Raw genomic sequence first — 18914 nt, 5'->3', positions numbered from 1 at the left:
TCCAAGGCTTGCGTCGCTTCACCCACGTGTTCTCGATCCTGTGCGATTGACCCACTCCGTTCCTGGGGATGCCATCATTCCGCCGGCGCGGCCGGCGTGACACCTGTGACCTGGGCGGATGGTTCCTCGCTGAGCCAGCGGTAGAGGATCCCGCCCAAGGCGCCGCCGATCAGCGGCGCGACCCAGAACATCCAGAGCTGCGCCAGGGCCCAGCCGCCGGCGAACAGGGCCGGGCCGGTGCTGCGGGCCGGGTTGACCGAGGTATTGGTGATCGGGATGCCCACGAGATGTATCAGGGTGAGACCGAGGCCGATGGCGATGGGCGCGAAACCCACCGGGGCCTTGCCGTGGGTGGCGCCCATGATGATGAACAGGAACATCATGGTGAGCACCACCTCGGCGATGAAGCCGGAGATCATGCTGTACTGGCCGGGCGAATGGGTCCCGTAGCCGTTGGCGGCAAAACCCTTCGCAACGTCGAAGGTGGGGGAGCCAGTAGCGATGGCGTAGAGCGCCGCCGCGGCGACCACGGCCCCGATCACCTGCGCGACGACGTAGGGCAGGATGTCCTGTTTCGGGAAGCGGCCACCTGCTGCGAGGCCGACGGTCACCGCCGGGTTGAGATGGCAGCCGGAGATGTGCCCGATGGCGTAGGCCATGGTCAGCACCGACAGCCCGAAGGCGAACGAGACGCCGAGCAGGCCGATACCGACGTCGGGGAAGCCGGCGGCGATCACCGCGCTGCCGCAGCCGGCGAAGGTGAGCCAGAAGGTGCCGATGCCCTCGGCCACGCAGCGGTGGATGTTGTGGCTGTTGTGAAGGTCCATGTGATCCTCCGTCTCGTCGGCACGGACAGACATCTCGGAAGCCCGGGCTTGATGCAGGCTAGTGCGGCAGCTCCGGGCAAACCCGATTCCCCAGTCACAGCTTAGGAAGGCGGACGGGAAGCGATATTAGGGAAACACCTGAGAGACGGGCAGGAAAACACTTAGAATCGGTGGGTGATTCCTCGTTCCTGACGGATGGGTTCAGTGGAGACGATTCCAGGCGATCGGTCCCGACGCGGCAAGGTCCCGCTCATGGGCAAGGGCCACCCGCAGCAGCACACAGCGCTGCTCGGCCGCGGCGAGCGCCGCCGCCAGTCTCTCGCAGGCCGCCATTGCTGCCTCCTCCGCGCCGAAGAGATGCTCGAGGGGCGCGAAGGATTGGCGTTGCAGGGCCTCCTCGAGGGCCCCGTCGAGCGCCTCGCGTAGGGTCATGAGCCTGTTCCTCGCCCGCAGCAGGTCCAAGCGTGTCCTGTCGAGGTCGGCGGCGGCCGCGTCGAGGGCTGGCCGGCAGACAAGGGTCGCTATCGCCCCATGGGTTTTCTCTCCGTGGGTGACTGGAGAACGATTGGCTCCCGACGGAGCCTAGCACCCCGCGGCATGCTTCGGGATCGGGCATTCCCCTGAATTCGGCGGCGGGAATTCCGGATCGCCGAGCGCACGCCCCAGCGCGGAATGGCGAGACGGCTTCGCCCTGCAAGCGCCTTTTCGGAGTGACGGACGAGGATCCCACTCAAGCATCGGTCCGCGCCGACATGCGGCAGGATCACCGCGCCTCCGGCCAACCCAACCCCATCGCGATCCGCCGGGGAGATTGTTGCCCGGGGTGTCGCACGACACCAGGGCGCAATGGAGGTCGAGGCACCGAATGGTGGCGATCTCGCCCGCGAGCTCGGCGCCTCGCCCGACCTCAACAAGGCCGCCATGGCGCGTCGTTTCTGGCCCAGAATGCCGGCAAACGCTCCGTCGTCGTCGATCTCAAGAGCGAGGAGGGCAAGGCGCAGTTCCTGGACCTCGTCGCGACGGCCGACGCGCTCATCGAGAACTTCCGGCCCGGCGTCATGGACCGTCTCGGACTCGGCTACGCGCGGTTGCGCTCTGTCCGCGAGGATCTCGTCTACTGCGCGATCTCCGGGTTCGGCCAGACCGGGCCGATGCGGGACAATCCGGCCTACGACCAGATCATCCAGGGACTGTCCGGGGTCATGAGCATCACGGGCACGCCGGACACCGCACCGCTGCGGGTCGGCTATCCGGTCTGCGACACGCTCGGTGGCCTGTTCGGCGCTTTCGCCATCGTCTCCGCGCTCGTGCGCCGCTCGAGCACGGGCGAAGGCGCTTTCCTCGACGTCTCGATGCTCGAGTGCACGCTGAGCGCCTTGGGCTGGCCCGTATCGAACTACCTGACGGCCGGCGTTGAACCCCGGCCGATGGGCAACGAGAACATGACGGCGGCGCCCTCAGGAGCCTTCGAGACGGGCGACGGCTTGCTCAACATCGCGGCCAACAAGCAGGAGCAGTTCGTCACGCTGTGCGGCCTCATCGGGCGGCCCGAGTTGGCAACTGATCCGCGATTCAGTGAGCGCGAGACCCGCAAACTCAATCGGGCCGAGCTGAAGACCTTGATCGAGGAGGCGCTGGCCGCGGCATCCGCAGCGGAATGGGAGGTGAGGTTCAACCGGGCGGGCGTGCCGGCGGGACGGGTGCTGACAATTCCCCAGGTGCTCCAAGAGCCGCAGGTAGCGACGCGGGATATGACGACGCGCTTCGAGGCGGCGGCTGGCGACAAGCCGCTGGCGGTGATCCGCGGCGGCTTCCTGGTCGACGGCGAAGCGCCCCGGCCGCTTCAGCCGCCGCCGAAGCTCGGCGAGCACACAAACGAGATCCTGGCGAAGGCTCGTCGGCAACGGGATACGAGGAGGCAAGCATGACGGAGCGGACCCGCAAGGAAGGCCGCGAGCGCGGAGAGGAATGGTGGTCGACCGAGATCATCGAGATGCGGCCTGGCATGATCCGGCTGCGGGGCTATCCGATCGAGGACCTCATCGGCCGGGTGAGTTTCCCGGCCATGATCTGGCTCATGCTGCGGGGAGAACTGCCGACCGAGGCTCAAGCCAGCCTACTCGGCACGGCGCTGGGGGCGGCGGTGGATCATGGTCCGCAAGCGCCCTTGATCGCGATCGCCCGCATGGCTGCGACCTGCGGCGTCGGCATCAACAGCGCCATGGCCTCCGCCATCAACGTGCTTGGGGACGTGCATGGCGGAGCGGGTGAACAGGCGCTCGGCTTCTTCGGGGACATCGCCGCCGCAATGGATGCGGGTCAGTCCCTGGAGGATGCTGTGGCGGATCGCGTCGACCGTTTCTTTGCGCGGAGCGGCTATGTTCCGGGGCTCGGCCACCGCTTTCATCCGGTCGACCCTCGTGCACCGCGCCTGCTCGAGCTCGTGCGGGAGGCCGCCCGGCAGGGCACCGTGTCCGGACGCTTCGCCGACATCGCGGAGGCGGTCGAGGCCGCCGTCGAGCGACGCAAGGGCAAGCGGATCCCGCTCAACATCGATGGCGCCACGGCTGTCATTTACGGGGAACTGGGCTTCCCGCCGCCGCTGACGCGCGGCCTGTTCGTCCTCTCCCGCTCGGTCGGGATTCTCGCCCATGCCTGGGAGCAATCCCAGTATCCTGATCGCAACAAGGGGCCACTGCCGCGCGAATGGTTGTGGGCCTACGAGGGCACACCGGAGCGCAGGCTCCCGGAGGCATCAGAGCCATGATCAATTCCATGGGGCAGTCCTCAGAGTTCGGCCGATAACTGCCTCGGAGCACTGGCAGTATCGGACCGGCATAGGACGTGCGAGGCAGCCCACGGGACGGGCACCGGATGGATGTCCCGCACCGCAGCCTGCGTCAGCGATGCAGCCTCTGACCGCGCGCTCCCCAACAACCTTGCTGAGCCGACTTGGCAGCCCTGCTGCGCCTGAGTGCTGAGGACTTCGTAACGACGGCGGACAGAGGACGAACAGGCCGCTAAAGGCGGTTCGGGGTCGGCTATGAGGACGTCCACGAACGCTTCGGTTCGCATGGCCTTGAGGCACCCTTTCGTCGTTGCCGTCCAATGCCGGGTCAGCCGCTCCACCCCTCGACGTTCATGGCTGATCCTGTCTGCGAGGGGAGGCGCCACGCTCAGCGTGACGGCTGAGCCGGGGATTGGGGATGCAGCGGAAAGACCTCGATCTCACGCCCGTCCTCCAGATACCGCTCGGTGCCGGCGTAGTTCTGGTTCAACTCCCTTGCCAGGATCTCGCGATCGCAGGCGTTCTCCCAGATCGAGACGACAATGCTGACGACGCAATTGCTGATGATGCTGGTAAGAGCGCGGGCCTCGGACATGAAACGGTCGATGCCGACGATCAGAGCCACGCCCGCAACCGGAAGGTCCGGAATCACCGTCAGCGTGGCGACCAGGGCAACGAAGCCACTGCCTGTGACGCCCGCGGCACCTTTCGACGTCAGCAGCATGATGCCGAGCATGGTGAAGATCTGAGTGGCGGACAGGTGGATGTCGCACGCCTGCGCAATGAACATCGAGGCCAGTGTCAGATAGATCGCCGTCCCGTCGAGATTGAACGAATACCCCATGGGCAGCACGAGGCCGGAAACGCCCTTCTTGCAGCCCAATGCCTCCAGCTTCTGGAGGACGCGCGGCAGAACCGGCTCTGAGGACGAGGTGCCGAGCACGATCAGCAGTTCCTCGCGGAAGTAGCGCAGGACCTTCCACAGGCTGAAGCCATGGGCGCGCGCCAATCCACCGATGATGATCGCGAGGAAGAAGCCGCACGCGATATAGAAGGTCAGGAGGAGCAAGCCCAGCGAGCCGATCGAGCCGATGCCGTACTTGCCGACGGTAAAGGCCATCGAGCCGAAGGCGCCAAGCGGGGCCAGCTTCATGATGAATCCGAAAGCGGCGAACTGCACGTGAGAGAGGGAGTCGATGCCCCGCAGCACCGGTTCGCCGGCCTTGCCCGTCCGGGTCAGGGCGAAGCCTACGAGAATGGCGATGAGCAGCACCGGAAGCACTTCGCCGTCGGCGAATGCGCCGAAGAACGAGGTCGGGATGATATGCAACAGGAAGTCGGCTAACCCCACGGGGGCGGCTTCCTTGGCATAGCGTGTCACGACCGTCGGATCCAAGGATGCCGGCGAGACGTGCATGCCGAGGCCCGGTTGGATGACCATGACCGCCGCGAGGCCGACGAGCAGCGCCGCGATGGTTAGGGCGTAGAACAGGGCCATCGACTTGACCAGGGTCCGGCCGATCTCCCGCGTGTCGCTGAGGCTGGTGATCCCGCTGACGATGGTACAGAAGACCACCGGCGCGATCATCATCTTGACCAGCTTGACGAACCCGTCGCCCAGAGGCTTCAGCCCGGCGCCAAAGCCTGGCCAGAGATAGCCGACGACGATGCCGAGGATCAGGGCGACGACGACTTGGAAATAGAGCGCGTGATAGAATTTCTTCGTCGCGGTGGGCGTCGGATCTTGGCTTCCAGCTTCAAGGCGCATCGTGTTTCCTCCTCTAAGCCCTGTCGACGTAAACCGTTCTTCGATGACGGCTAAAATGCTGACATACGGAGTATCAGCGCGGAGACAAACTGTTAAATGCAATTATCGAGCCTATTCATTCGAGATAGGCATCAATTTGGCCCAGTTGCGGAACCGGTAGCCCTGAGTTCAATCCGGAGGCAGCGGGCGCGGGCGGGAGCCGCTGTCGACGGCGACGGTTGCGCAGCGCCCTCGGGCGCGTCGCGCGGCCGCGTTGCCTGCCGCCAAATCCATTTGCGCCATCAGCCAGTCACCGAGGATATCGCCGGCCGGGTTGGTGTCCGACGGCATTGCAATCGTCCTGATGACCGCCTCGCGCACCTCGATCCTGTCGGTTTCCATGGCTGCTCCCTCACGACATCGACGGCCAGACTTCCAACGCGCCACGGTAGATCATTTCGACGGCCACGTAGAGGACGACCGGATTCTCCTCGTATGGGCCCGCCGCCGCCAACCCGATCACGACGGCGTTGTCCCCGGCCAGCACCAGATCGATCCTGATCACCAGGAGAAAGGCCGATAGGGCACCGGTGGACAGAAGCTCGGCCCTTTCCGGTCCTTCCCGTCGTCCGATTGGCTGAACTCAGGACACGTACTGGCACTTGGATGCCGCCGTTCGCGTGTCCATGTTCCGGCCGCGGTTGAGGTGGTCGTCGATCTCGGCGGCGCAGCCGATCATGCGGGCGTAGAGGAAGATCGTGAACGCACTCATTTCCAGAGCCTCTTTGGCCAGATCATCCTCGCGGTACGGCTGCCACAGCAACTTGAGGAGCAAGGCCGCGATCACCGCATCGATGTTGACACAGTAGACGTTGCGCGACACTCCGGTCTCGTAGAGAGCCTTGACGAGTTCCCGATAGTACGCGTGGAAGACGTTGTACTCCTCGCGCCGTTCGAACAGCTCCCGTACGAACACCTCGCGCGGATCGTGGTTGACGGGCTTGTCCTTGAAGACGGGATGGTTCACGCCCGGGATCTTTCGGATGTCCACGCTGCCGGCGGTCTTCTTGCCCGCCTTGTAGGTGGCGTAATCGGCCGCGTGGCGGTGGGCCAGGGCCGGCAGGTCGATGCCATGATCCGGATTTCCTGGATCCGTCAGATCGACGTCCTGGAACTGGTCGATCAGGAAGGCGATGCCCTCGTAGCCGTTGCCGCCATGGGCATAGCCGCAATGAGTCAGGAAGCCGATCAGCGCCTTGTTGATCTGCACCCGCTCGGGTGTCTCGGGACCGTCGGCCGAGACGGCGCCCTTGGCTCCTTGAGCCGAGATGGTGCCAGGCCCGTTCGATAGCAGAAGGCCCACCAGGGTCTGGAAGGCGAACAAACCGTCCGGCGTGGGCTGGCTTCCCACCAGGGCCGCGAACGCGACTTCGGTGAGCGACCGCGTGCCGATGATCTCCTCGTTCGGAATCCTGCCGAAGGCATCCCCCTCATGCCGCCCGGCATCAGCCGACGCCCCGATCAGGACGCCGAACAATCGCAGCCACCAGGGCAGGGTCTCCGCCGTCAGCAGCGAGATGCGCTTACGCATCAGCGGCTCCCACGCCAGCGTCGCCGCTGCCGCGGCGAGAACGGCATCCGCGGTCGGGTGGCCATTGAGGGTGCGCAAGTAGCGCACGAACACCGATTTTGCGCCGCGGGCCTGCAAGCCCTTCACCAGGGCTTCGGCCTTCGCGTCGGGTTGATCGGAAACGAACAGGTCCGCCGCGCCGTCGAACCGTACTTGGCTCAGGTCGAAGCTCTCGTCGACAGCGCACCGCAATCCAGCTTCCGTGAAGCCCTCCACGAGCGCGCGTACGGCGCGCCGGGCCTGCTCCCCATGCCGAGGCCCAATGATGCTGCACGCCGCCGCCAGGATCGTGTTGGGGGCGTTGCCCGCTTCCCGCGCGGCCTGAGCGGCGGCCAGGGCAGGGGTGCCGAACAGGTTGATCTCTGCCCCCACGGCGGCATTGATCAACGCACGGTCGTTTTCGCTGCCCGGGTCCCGCAGCAGGGAGAGACAGATGTTCGACTCGACCGGAAACTGCGCCGCATCCAGCATCGACACGCCGTGAAGGGCCGTGATCTGGGTCTTCGAATCCATCTGCGAGGCGCCGGACGCATCCTTCATCGGCTGGCGCGGGAATACCGCCCCGATCTGCCGGTTCAGGTCCTCGATCTGCTTGTCATAAGGACTTGCCGCGGTGACCACCGGCAGGTCGAGTTCCGGGGGGAGCGCAATACCCTGGCTCGAGCCGAACCACGGCTTGAGAGCCAGGCTACCCTCGGGCGCGAAGTCGGGTCGAGCGGCATTCGCCTGCATCACCGCCGTCAGGGCTGCCGGAATGTGGGCGATGTTGGTGACGACCGCGCCTTTGGACGAGAAGACCGGATTCTCGGGCGTAAAGATGTCATCGACCCCGAACTTGGCCATGAACCATTGTTCCTTGGCCGCGGCATCGTCGTGGCCGCCCGCCATCGCGCCGGCATGGCCAACCGCCCGGGTGAGCTTCGACTTCCAGCGTCCGACCACACAGGCCACCACCGGCTTGGTGAAGGTGGCATCGAGCTCGTAGTAGCCGCCCGGCTCGGCGTAGAGAACGGCCGCCTTGGTGCGGGCGTCATTCGCCAGTGCGAACGCTAACTCGGGGGCAGCGTAGTGGATGTACACGTCCTTGCCGCTCGAGATCAGGGTGGTGGTGCCCCAGCCGGCCATGCGAAGGTAGGTGGCGATGGTGGTGGTGAAGTTGCCGGAGTTGGAGAAGATCGCAATCGAGCCCTTGCGCAGGGCCTCGGCCGGATTGTCGCCACCCAGCGCCCCGCCGATGCGGACCTGGTTCCAGGCGTCGGCTACGCCAAGGCTGTTGCCTCCGAAGATGTCGATGCCGTTCTGCTGGCCCATGGCGCGGATCTCGCGCGAGTCGTGCACGGACAGCTTCTCGGTGACGATGAAGATCTTCTTGAGTTCGGGATTGACCCGGATCAGCTCGGCGACACCGTCACGGGCGCCGGAGGGCGGCAGATAGACCACGCCGCAATTGAAGCGATGCCCGGCCTCAAGCCCCTCGCGGACGTTGTTGTAAACCGGCACATTCCCAACCGGCGTCTCCAGCACCTGGCCGCTGCGGCCGGGAGAGGTGCCGAACACCACGTTTCCACCTGAGTAGGCGTGGCCCACCGGGGTAACGTCGCTTGACTCACCGCCCAGGATGTTGAGCACGCAGACCCGGTCGTCATGGGTGGCGATCTGGTCGAGGGAGCTGATGCCCACGTGGTACTTGAAGCTGCCGACGCCCTGCTTGAACATGGTCTCCTCCAAATCTGCCTAGGGGTTCATGCGCTCGGCTCAGGCCGCGGCCGCCACAGGAATGCGCAGCTTCGCCGCGACCTCATCGCGCCCGCCTGCCTTCATCCAGGCATCCGCGGCGCGGGCGTAGTGGATAACCTCGCTCATGTCGGAATCGAAGCCGAACAGGCGATAGGGCACGCCGAGCGCCTCAACGGTATCGCGCAGGGCGCCCATGCCCCGCACCAGATTGGGGCCGCCGCGACCCGCCACGACATAGAGCGGTGTCGGACCGTGCTGGCCGAAGTGCTCGCGCAGGGCGTCGGCCATGGCCCGGAAGGTCTCGAAGATGTCGGTGTTGTTCGACTTGCCGCCGATGATGAACAGCACGTTCGACTGCTTGAGCCAGTGCTTGAAGCAGATCTGCGCGACTTTCTTCATTTTCTCATACGGAGGATTGCCGCCGAAGTCGGAGGAGATGATCGCATCGTCGCCCAGCATCTGGGTGACCAGCGAGTTAGCGCCGCCGCCGAAAGTCGGCGCCAGGATCGTGCCCTGCGGGTTGATGACGTAGACGTCGCTCTGGCCCTGGTAGGTGCGGAGCTGGTTGATCTCGAGTTCGAAGTCCGAGTAGTCGACGGCAAACAGGTGGTTGGGCAGGTTGAGCCGTTCCCAGCGCGGATCGTCGCGGTCGAAGCCGCATTTGAAGTCGCAGGCCACCGGGGTCAGGCGTCCGTTCCGGTCCGGCCGCATGCGGATCGGATTGAGCTCCAGGGTGGTCATGCCGAAGTTGTGGTAGAGCTCCCACAGCTTCGGCAATTGCTGCACGAGCGGTGAGATGATCTGCTTGGGCGCGTTCAGTTCGGACAGGGCGTTGGCGACCACGAAGGCCTTGAGCCCGGTCAGCGCATCGAAGGGGATCTGAGCGACAAGGCTCTTGTCGACCTCCTCGATGTCTATGCCGCCGTGGTGGGTGAGCGTCATGGTCGGGGCCCGGAAGCGAGTGGAATCCGAGATCGAAAAGTAGACCTCGTGCTCGGCCGGCACCGCACCCTCGAAGGTCACGCCGTTCGCCTTGGCCACGGTGGAGCCAACCCGATGCTCGACGAAATAGAGCCGCTCCTTTTCCTTCAGCGCCGTCTTCAGGTCGGAGGCTCGGCCGAGGAGGCCCGCTTTGCCCTTCTTGCCGACGCCGCCCTTGAACACCGGCTTGATGAACACGCTGCCATAGCGATCGATGAGCGCCCGGATCTCCTCCTCGCTGGCGTCGGGGCCGAGTACCTCCGAAGTCGGGAACCCAGCGAACTGAAGCAGCTTGGCTCCATGGAGCATGCCTGTGATCTGCATTGTAAATCTCCAATTGCTATGGGGTTGACGCAAATACCGGATGCTTGCCCACGATTTCAGTCCTCGACGAACACCTCGTCGCGGCCTTTGCGGATGGAAGGCAGCAGGGCGATCACAAGAAGGATGGCCGCGACGGCGAGCAGGCCGGCGCTGATCGGATGATTGACGAAGGTTTCCAGCGACCCGCGCGAGATGATGAGCGCGCGCCGCAAGTTCTCCTCCATCAGCTTGCCGAGCACGAAGCCCAGCAGCATCGGGGCCGGCTCGAAGCCGAGCTTGATCAGCACGTAGCCCACGAACCCGAACAGCCCGATGAACATCACGTCGGTGGGCAGCGAGTTGATCGAGTAGATGCCGATGGCGCAGAACATCAGGATCGCCGGGAACATCAGCCGGTACGGCACCTTCAACAAGCGCACCCACATCCCCACCATCGGCAGGTTGATCACCAGCAGCATCAGGTTGCCCACCCACATCGACGCGATCATGCCCCAGAACAGGTTCGGGTTCTTGGTCATCACCTGCGGGCCCGGGATGATGCCGTGGATCGTCATCGCGCCGACCATCAGGGCCATCACGGCATTCGGCGGAATGCCGAGCGTCAGCAGCGGGATGAACGAGGTCTGCGCGCCGGCGTTGTTGGCGCTCTCCGGCCCGGCCACGCCCTCGATGGCGCCGCGCCCGAAGCGGCGCGGATCCTTGGCGAGCTTCTTCTCCAGGGTGTAGGAGGCGAACGGCCCGAGCACCGCGCCGTTGCCGGGCAGGATGCCCAGGATCGCGCCGAGGATGGTGCCGCGCACCACCGGCTTGTAGGATTGCCGGAAGTCGTCGCGGTTCGGCAGCAGCCGGCCGATGGCCTGGCGCACCACGTCGCGGTGCTCGGTGTGGTCGAGGTTGCGCATGATCTCGGCGATGCCGAAGATGCCCATGGCCAGCACGGCGAAGTCGATGCCGTCGGACAGGAACGGCAGCCCGAAGGTCATGCGCTCCTCGCCGGTCTCGAGATCGGTGCCGACGGTGGACAGCAGCACCCCGACCAGGATCATGGCGATGGCCTTCAGGATCGAGCCCCGCGCCAGCACCACGGCGAAGACCAGGCCCATGACCATGAGCGAGAAGTACTCGGTCGGGCCGAACACCAGGGCGAGGCCGGTGAGCGGCGCGCCGAGCGCGGCGATGACCAGCGTCGCCACCGTGCCGGCGAAGAACGACCCGATGGCCGCGATGCCGAGCGCCACGCCGGCGCGGCCCTGCTTGGCCATCTCGTGACCGTCGAGCGCGGTGACCACGGAGGTGGCCTCGCCGGGGATGTTGACCAGGATCGCCGTGGTCGAGCCGCCGTACTGGGCGCCGTAATAGATGCCGGCCAGCATGATCAGCGCCCCGGTGGGATCGAGCCCGAAGGTGATCGGCAGCAGCATGGCGATGGTGGCGATCGGCCCGACGCCGGGCAGCACGCCGATCAGGGTGCCGACGAGGCAGCCGAGGAAGGCGAGCCCGAGGTTCTGCAGGCTGAGCGCGACGCCGAAGCCGAGGCTCAGGTTGGCGAAGAAGTCCCCCATCAGATCCTCCCGGAGTGGTCGGCCACGTCCACGGGGCCTGGGTGTCGGTTGCGCGTGGCGAGGAAGATCACGATGGCGCCGGCCGTCATGAGCGCCGCGCAGGCGCGCAGCACCGCCTTCTGCGACCAGTCGGCGGGAAAGAGGCTGGTCAGGGCCTGCGGGAAGACCGGGATCGGCAGGTTGAGCAGGTCGCCGAACAGCACCATGCAGAACGGCGTCAGGCTGAGCGCCAGGATGACGAGCTCGCGCAGGCGCGCCTCGGGGGTGGCATAGCCGCCGAGGATGATGCCGAGCGGCCCGGCCACCAGCAGGCCGAGGCCCGGAAGGGCGAAGGCCCCGAAGGAATAGCCGCGGATGGTCAGGGCGAAGGCGAGGATCGAGCCGATCACGAAGACCGGCCCGCGCAGGCTCCACCGCTCCAGAAAATCGCCGTCCGTCGTAAAGCTGGTCCCGACCAAGACAAGCCCGCACAGGCCAACCGCGATGGCCAGCCAACGTGGCAGGAGCGCGGGCCCCATGGACTGCAACGTGCCCTGATCGAGGTCACTGATCAGCCAGAGCGACAAGGCCGCGAGCGCAACGAGCGTCAGCCCGGCAACGAGGCTCTGCGGGGAACGGACGGGTCCGGCACGCGCCGGGCACAGGTCTCCTGAGACGGTTTCAGACATGTTTCATCTCCCTCGGCACACCGCTTGGTGTGCTGGTTTTTCATCGTGGTTGTTTGAGCGCCTGCTTTTGCAGGTCTTGTGCATCGCGTTCCACATGAAGCCTTCGCGGCTCGCGGGGAACGTATGGCTAGGAGCCTTGCTTCCGGGGGCCGTCATCTCACCGCTCGGCGAGCAATCGCTGTGAAGGGCCATCCGTGCCGGACGGCATCCGGTCCGAACATTCCCAGGCTGCCGGATCGTCGAACCGCCCCGGAGGCTCGTGAGCGAGCCAAGCATCGCGTCTCGGGTCGGCTCTGCTTTCGTCCAGGACCTTTGCGGTCATGTTGATCGAGATGCGGGCGGAAACCGGGTCTGCCGCGCGTGTCAGCCGAGGACGCGGTCTCTCCCGCTGTCAACGGCGATGGTTGTCGGCATGGGTACCGTCTTCCGTCCGTCTCCCAGCTCCCACCTCCGGCGCTTCGGACCCAAGCCGCCGGGGATGGTGCTGCTCTCGCGCCTTCGATCAGTCGATGGAGATGTTTGCCTTCTTGACGATCTCGGCCCAGCGGGCGGACTCCGCCTTCATCATGGTGGCGAACTCCTCGGGACTGTTGCCGATCGGCTCCGCGCCCTCGGCCTCGAGCCGCTCCCGCACGACACCCTTCGTGATTGTCTCGACCGTTGCATTCCGGATCTTGTCGGCGATGTCCTTCGGCGTTCCCTTCGGGACGACGAACCCGTACCAGGCGGTGGCCTCGTAGGCCGGCCATCCGCTTTCCGCCACTGTGGGCACCTCCTGGAACTTTTTGGCCCGCGTCTTGGATGTAACCGCAAGGACCTTCACGTCACCGCTCTCGATGAGGCCGAGGATGGACGGCACGGTGGTCACCATGAAGTCCATGCGGCCGCCGAGGAGGTCGTTCACGGCCGGCCCGGCGCCGCGGTAGGGCACGTGGGTCGCCTGGAAGTTCGCCTCCTGGGCGAGGAGGACGGTGGCCAGATGGCTTGCCGAACCGTTGCCCGCCGAACCATAGGTCAGCTTGCCGGGGTTCTTTTGCGCATAATCGATCAAGTCCTTGACCGTCGCGTGCGTCGAGGCCTTCGGCACCACGACCACCAATGGCGCCGCCGTGATGAGCGTAAGGGGATCGAAGGCCGTCAGAGGGTCGATCTTGACGTTCTTGAACAGGTGGGGATTGACCACCATCGGTCCCTGGTTGGCCATCAGGACTGTGTAGCCGTCGGGATCCGCCTTCGCCGCCTGCTGGGTGGCGATGTTACCCCCAGCGGAGCCGTTGTTCTCGACGACCAGGCTATGTCCGAGCTTCTCGCCGACGCCCTGTGCCACGAGGCGTGCGATCGCGTCGGTCCCGCCGCCGGCGGCGTACGGCACCACGAGCTTCATCGGCCGGATCGGGAAGCTGTCCTGTGCAATCGCCGCGCTAAAGGGTGCGGCGATCATCGTTGATGCCGCTAGAATTGCGCAACAGAGCAGTCGGCGTGTGATGGTCCTGGGCATGGGTTCCTCCTTGTTGCATCCCTTCCAGAGGCGCCGCAACGGCGCTTGCGGGGACGATGACGTTACCCTCGAAGATTCTGCGGGCTGTGCGGACAAGGCTTGCCCGCAAGACCTGACCGGAAGCGTCGAAGCTCAGGTCGATCTCGGTCCGGCCGCTTGGGTGCTCGAGGTTCACCAATGACGTGAGGCTGGGAGTGGCGAGGTCATGCGCGACGCTGCCGGGCAGGCGGCATGCGGCTGCGATGCACAGGGCACCCGTGACTGCATGGCCCTTGTGGCAACGGTGCGCGTTCATGAAGTAGCGGGACGTGATCGTCCCGCCGTGACGGGCCGCGGACAGGATCGCGAGCTTCGGCACGACGCTGCCTGACACGTCGCCGAGCCCCATGCGCAGTCCCGCCTCCAGCCGGATGGCCTCCAGGCGCTCCAGGAGGGGCAGGTTGGCTTCGAGCTCGTCGGGAGGCTCGTCGCCGGAGAGGCCCAAGTCGGACGCCCGTAGCAGCACCATCGGCATGGCGTAGTCGACGAGCGTGACCGGGGTGTTCTCAATGAATTCGTGGACGTGCCCGGTGGGCAGAAACGCGCCGGTCTTGGAGCCCAGCGCATCGAGAAAGGTCAGCTTGATCGGCGCCGCCGTTCCGGGCACCCCATCGATTGCGGTCTCGCCCTCGTATTCCACGACGCCGGCCGGGGTCTGGACCACGGCTTCCACCGTAGTCGAGGTGTTGCGATTGAAGATCCGCACGGTCGTCTCGCCGATCTCGGCCGGCACCAGTCCGGCCTCGATCGCGAAGGGGCCCACGGCGGACAGCATGTTGCCGCAGTTCGGACTGACGTCGACGAAGGCTCTGTCGGTCGCGACCTGAGCAAAGAGGTAGTCGACATCCGCTCCGGGCTGAGACGATCGGCTGACGATCGCAACCTTGCTGGTCATCGGGTTGCCGCCGCCGATGCCGTTGACCTGGAGCACGTGGGGGGAGCCCATAGCCGCGATCAGGAAACGGTCTCTCTCGTTGGGATCGCCGGGAAGGTCCGTCTCCAGGAAGAACGGCCCCCGCGACGTCCCGCCGCGCATGAGCACGCAGGGGACCCGCAGGGCGTTCTTGTTCGAGGGGGCGAGCATGGTGTGCACGGCGGCAGATCCATCATTTGTATTGCCTGCGGACCATCTCAAATCTTGAAACTGCTTTGAAATGCAAAGATCGGTGTTATTAATTCGTTATGAGCATCAATTTCGAATCGCTTGATCTGCGTGCCTTTGTTGCAGTGGTGGACCTTGAGGGGTTTCACCGCGCGGCCGAGGCCCTGAACTTATCGCAGCCGGCTCTCAGCCGCCGCATCCAGAGACTGGAGGCGGCCGTGGGAGCGGCGCTGCTGGAACGCACAACCCGGCGGGTGGCGCTGACGACCGTCGGTCGTGAGTTCCTGCCTCTCGTGCGGCGCATGCTCGACGAATTCGACTCTTCGCTGTTCGCGATGCGGGACATCGGCCGGGAAAGGCGAGGTCTAATTTCGCTGGCCTGCGTCCCGACGGCTGCCTTCTACTTCCTGCCTTCCGTCATTGCCCGTTTCAACGAGCAGTACCCGAACATCCGCTTCAGGATCCTCGACCTGTCGGCGAACGAAGGTCTCGAGAGCGTGGCGCGGGGCGAGGTCGAGTTCGGCATCAACCTTCTCGGGGCGTCCGATCCGGAGCTGGTCTTTGAACCCCTGATCGAGGATCCCTTTGTCCTGGCGTGCCGACGGGACCACCCGCTGGCGCAGCGAGACGTTCTCGCGTGGTCGGATCTCGAAGGACAGCCGCTCGTCGCCGTGAGCCGAACAAGCGGCAATCGCATCCTGCTGGATGCAGCGCTCGTACACGCCGGGGTAAGCCTGAGTTGGTCGTACGAGGTGACACACCTTTCGACATCCCTTGGGTTGGTCGAAGCGGGGCTCGGCATCTCGGTCCTGCCCAAACTCGCGACCCCGCAGGCTGAACACCCCATCATCGTGACGCGGTCGATCGGCAGTCCGGAAGTATCGAGAACGATCGGCGTTGTCAGGCGGCGCGGCGGTCGTCTTGCCCCCGCAGCGGAACGGTTTCTCGAGATGCTTCTTGGAACTTGGAAGATCTCGGCCGAGATAGAGCGCAGATCGGCACGCCTATCTGCGGGAAGCGACTGACGGCGACGTCACCTAATGCATGTTCTGCATTAATCGGACCAATCTTTGCATTTATCTATGAGCATTCTCATTCATAGGCTGAGGGTGGCGAAAATACCGCCTCAGCCGTGAATAAGGGAAACGCTCATAATGACCGATAAAATCGTGCTAACACGTCGGGCTATTGCACGAGGGCTCGCACTCGGACTGCCGGCTTTCAGCGTCTTGGCCGATGCCACAACGGCCCAGGCTCAGTCACAGCCGGCAACATCTCCCGCATCTCCAGGCAAGGATTGGGAAAACGTATCACCGGAGACAGGGGGCTTCACGCGCGAAGGGCTCGCCGCAGTAGAACGCAGCCTTTATGCGCTGCCGACGACTTCGCTCATGGTCGTGACCTCGGGCAAGGTGGCGTACCGCTACGGTTTCACCGAGCAGGTGAGCTATCTGGCCTCTGCACGGAAGAGCATTCTGTCCATGCTCTACGGGAAGTACGTGGCGAACGGCACGATCGACCTCGACCACACGATCGCGGATCTCGGGATTGAAGAGGACCAGGGTCTTCTCCCGATCGAAAAGACGGCGCGCGTTCGCGACCTCCTGATCAGCAGTTCCGGCGTCTATCACCCGGCCGGAAGTCCCGGTGGCGACGAGTCGACACCACCGCGCGGTTCAAAGCAGCCCGGCACCTACTTTCATTACAACAACTGGGACTTCAACGTCCTCGGCGCCATCTTCGAGAAGCTCACCGGTAAGACCGTCTTCCAGGCTTTCGGCGAGGATCTCGCTGCGCCGCTCCAGATGCAGGACTACGATCCGTCCCGCCAGCGCATGATGGGCTATCAGAACCAGTCACGCTACCTGGCCTATCACCTCTTCCTGTCGGGCCGGGACATGGCGCGCCTCGGTGTCCTCATGGCCAATAAAGGCCAGTGGAACGGGCAACAACTCATCCCTGCCGAATGGGTCGCCGAGAGCACGAAGCTTCGCGTCAAAGCGAGAGACATGGCCGACAAAGGTCCGCTCGGCTACAGTTACCTTTGGTGGATCCCCGAAAGCCGCACGGCTCTGGAATGGGCCGGCTCGTTCCTCGCTAACGGGAACTTCGGCCAGTTCATCCTGGTCCTTCCCGCGATTGATACCGTCATCGTCCACAGACGTGCCGTGGCGGACGAATTCTCGATCGCCCGCAATCTCGGCGAGACGAAGTTCGAGCCGCCGAAGGTGTCGGCCAGCGAGTTCCTCAAGATCGCGGACCTCGTCGTCGCGGCACGCGGGAAATGAGCTGAAGCCGATCACGGCCATAAGGAAACTCAGGAGGAACAACGTGCCGACCAAGACCGTCATACGATGGAGATCTGTTGCTGCTCTTGGGGCAGCGTTCATTTGCAGCAATGCGGGAACGGGTCCCGTGTTCGCCGCGACATCCGGGGCCAGGGAGAGCTGCGAACGCTTGGCTGGCCTCAAGATCGAGGCTGGGGCTATCAGCCTTCCGACATCAGGAGCGGAGGTCACGGACGCGACCTTCATGGAGGCTGGGCGCGCCGACAATTCGAATGGCGAGTTCTGCCAGGTGAGGGGAGCCATCAATCCCGTTGACGAGAAGGCGCCGAAGATCCTGTGGCAAGTGAACCTTCCGACGCACTGGAACAGGAAGGCTCTGCAAATGGGAGGCGGAGGCTACAACGGCAGCATTCCCGAGACCCTCACGAAGCCAACGCTCGGCTTGGACAATGTTCCGACACCGCTTGCTCAAGGCTACATCACCTTCGCCAGCGACTCGGGACATCAGGCGCCGAATGCCGACGACGCTTCGTTCGGCATGAACGACGAGGCCATGCTGAACTATGGCTTCATGCATATCAAGAAGACGCTGGATGTGGCCCAGTATCTTTCGCAATCGCGGTACGGGTCCACGCCTCGGCGTGTGTACTTTTCCGGCGGGTCGACCGGCGGTCGGGAAGGCCTCACGGCGGCAATGCGTTGGCCCGAGGCCTATGACGGGATCCTCACCAACTATCCCACGGCCAGTTTCGTGGGCCTCAGGCTGTGGGGAGCCGCGTTGGCTCGCGCGGTCTATGACGACAATTCGGCCGGGTGGATACCGCCGGGCCTCGTCAACCGGATTGCCGCGGATGCCATTACGGCCTGCGACGCGCTCGATGGGGCCGCCGACGGGCTGGTCAGCAATCCGGAAGCCTGCCGCGGCCGGGCCGATGCTTTCATCGAAGGCTTAAGGTGCAAGAACGGCGAGACGGGCCATCCCGAGCATTGTCTCACCACGGCCCAGATCGAGCGGACGATCAACGTCTACCACAACGGCTACTCCCTGCCGTACAAGCTCGCCGACGGCATCAACGATTATCAAGGCTACAACAGTCTCGAGGGGATCACGATGCAACTCGGCTCGCAGGCGGCCTACCGCGAGCCGCCTGTGTCTGGTCCGAACGCGCACCATTCCAGCCGGGCCTACGAGTTCATGCAGAGCTTCGTCGCTCGCAGGGGCGACTTCAGCCTGCTGAATTTCGACATCAGGAACCCTGGAGCGCTCAAGGACAGGATCGTACACCTGTCCGAGCAGATCGGGGCCACGAAATCGGACTGGGAAGCGTTCCGCGCACGGGGCGGGAAGATCATCTGGGTTCAAGGGAATGACGATCCCAGCGTGAGCCCCTATGTGAACGCGAACCTCTACAAGAGTGTTGTCGCGAAGATGGGCGAGGAGAAAGTGGATGGGTTCATGAGGTTCTATCTCGTTCCCGGCCTCGCTCATGGCGGAGGCAAGTTTTCGCCGACCTGGGACAACCTGACCGCGCTGGACAACTGGGTCGAGAACGGCGTTCCTCCGGCTGCTCCTATCGTCGTCGATGCGACGAAGACGGCGACGAAGGGGCGGACGCGCCCACTCTGTGAGTATCCCACTTGGCCCAAGTACAAGGGCTCCGGCGACATCAACAGCGCATCCAGCTTTTCCTGCGCCTCGGAGTAAGAGCGACATCGCAGGCAA

Annotated in this window: 15 protein-coding genes and 1 pseudogene; 5 read left to right on the top strand and 11 right to left on the bottom strand. The window is 64.7% G+C overall.

Annotation, left to right across the window (positions count from 1 at the left end; all coding sequences use genetic code 11):
• Positions 1 to 74: 74 nt before the first annotated feature.
• Together aqpZ and U0023_RS22200 are read right to left on the bottom strand one after the other, a co-directional pair.
• Positions 75 to 827 (bottom strand): aquaporin Z, encoded by a 753-nt coding sequence (aqpZ, locus tag U0023_RS22205; protein ID WP_009493827.1) that lies wholly within the window; start codon positions 825 to 827, stop codon positions 75 to 77.
• 201 nt (positions 828 to 1028) lie between these two features.
• Positions 1029 to 1259: a hypothetical protein gene (locus tag U0023_RS22200; RefSeq protein ID WP_009493828.1), complete on the bottom strand. Its 231-nt coding sequence runs from the start codon at positions 1257 to 1259 to the stop codon at positions 1029 to 1031.
• Positions 1260 to 1537: 278 nt separating this feature from the next.
• On the opposite strand from U0023_RS22200, the gene U0023_RS22195 reads away from it, so the two are divergent.
• Positions 1538 to 2755, top strand: a complete 1218-nt coding sequence (locus U0023_RS22195) for a CaiB/BaiF CoA transferase family protein (protein ID WP_245273094.1) — start codon at positions 1538 to 1540, stop codon at positions 2753 to 2755.
• The gene (locus U0023_RS22190) at positions 2752 to 3594 is read left to right on the top strand and encodes a citryl-CoA lyase (RefSeq protein ID WP_009493830.1); all 843 of its coding nucleotides are present in this window, start codon (positions 2752 to 2754) and stop codon (positions 3592 to 3594) included. The genes U0023_RS22195 and U0023_RS22190 overlap by 4 nt, the downstream gene beginning before the upstream one ends.
• 409 nt (positions 3595 to 4003) lie before the next feature.
• Here U0023_RS22190 and dctA read toward each other — a convergent pair whose 3' ends face one another.
• From dctA to U0023_RS22145, 9 genes and pseudogenes are all read right to left on the bottom strand, one after another.
• Complete coding sequence (gene dctA, locus U0023_RS22185) at positions 4004 to 5383, bottom strand: C4-dicarboxylate transporter DctA (RefSeq protein ID WP_009493837.1); 1380 nt, start codon at positions 5381 to 5383, stop codon at positions 4004 to 4006.
• 180 nt (positions 5384 to 5563) lie between these two features.
• Positions 5564 to 5764 (bottom strand): annotated as a pseudogene (locus U0023_RS22180) (acyl-CoA thioesterase); the annotation flags it as partial.
• A 10-nt stretch (positions 5765 to 5774) separates the two neighbouring features.
• Entirely contained in the window at positions 5775 to 5927 is a 153-nt protein-coding gene (locus tag U0023_RS22175; protein WP_154661269.1) for a hypothetical protein, read from the bottom strand.
• A gap of 78 nt (positions 5928 to 6005) precedes the next feature.
• Positions 6006 to 8708 carry a CoA-binding protein gene (locus U0023_RS22170; RefSeq protein WP_009493845.1) on the bottom strand — a complete coding sequence of 901 codons (2703 nt, stop codon included), beginning with the start codon at positions 8706 to 8708 and terminating at the stop codon, positions 6006 to 6008.
• Between the two features lie 39 nt (positions 8709 to 8747).
• Positions 8748 to 10034, bottom strand: a complete 1287-nt coding sequence (locus U0023_RS22165; protein ID WP_009493846.1) for an ATP citrate lyase citrate-binding domain-containing protein — start codon at positions 10032 to 10034, stop codon at positions 8748 to 8750.
• Between the two features lie 56 nt (positions 10035 to 10090).
• Positions 10091 to 11596, bottom strand: coding sequence for a tripartite tricarboxylate transporter permease (locus U0023_RS22160; protein WP_009493847.1), 1506 nt, complete (start codon positions 11594 to 11596; stop codon positions 10091 to 10093).
• Positions 11596 to 12264, bottom strand: a complete 669-nt coding sequence (locus U0023_RS22155; protein WP_009493848.1) for a tripartite tricarboxylate transporter TctB family protein — start codon at positions 12262 to 12264, stop codon at positions 11596 to 11598. Before U0023_RS22155 ends, U0023_RS22160 begins: the two co-directional genes overlap by 1 nt.
• 502 nt (positions 12265 to 12766) lie before the next feature.
• Entirely contained in the window at positions 12767 to 13705 is a 939-nt protein-coding gene (locus U0023_RS22150) for a Bug family tripartite tricarboxylate transporter substrate binding protein (RefSeq protein ID WP_009493849.1), read from the bottom strand.
• A complete protein-coding gene (locus U0023_RS22145) occupies positions 13686 to 14885 on the bottom strand; it encodes a 4-oxalomesaconate tautomerase (protein WP_009493850.1) in 1200 nt (399 codons plus the stop codon). Before U0023_RS22145 ends, U0023_RS22150 begins: the two co-directional genes overlap by 20 nt.
• Before the next feature lie 98 nt (positions 14886 to 14983).
• Between U0023_RS22145 and U0023_RS22140 the strand changes: the two genes are divergently transcribed.
• The 3 genes from U0023_RS22140 to U0023_RS22130 all read left to right on the top strand — a co-directional run bounded on the left by U0023_RS22140 (position 14984) and on the right by U0023_RS22130 (position 18896).
• Entirely contained in the window at positions 14984 to 15928 is a 945-nt protein-coding gene (locus U0023_RS22140; RefSeq protein ID WP_009493851.1) for a LysR family transcriptional regulator, read from the top strand.
• Positions 15929 to 16057: 129 nt separating this feature from the next.
• Positions 16058 to 17191, top strand: a complete 1134-nt coding sequence (locus U0023_RS22135) for a serine hydrolase domain-containing protein (protein WP_009493852.1) — start codon at positions 16058 to 16060, stop codon at positions 17189 to 17191.
• A 169-nt stretch (positions 17192 to 17360) separates the two neighbouring features.
• Positions 17361 to 18896, top strand: a complete 1536-nt coding sequence (locus U0023_RS22130) for a tannase/feruloyl esterase family alpha/beta hydrolase (RefSeq protein ID WP_245273096.1) — start codon at positions 17361 to 17363, stop codon at positions 18894 to 18896.
• The last annotated feature ends 18 nt before the right edge of the window (positions 18897 to 18914 follow it).

The organism is Microvirga lotononidis (assembly GCF_034627025.1).
Lineage (GTDB): Bacteria > Pseudomonadota > Alphaproteobacteria > Rhizobiales > Beijerinckiaceae > Microvirga > Microvirga lotononidis.
This window is presented reverse-complemented; position numbering and strand designations above follow the sequence as displayed.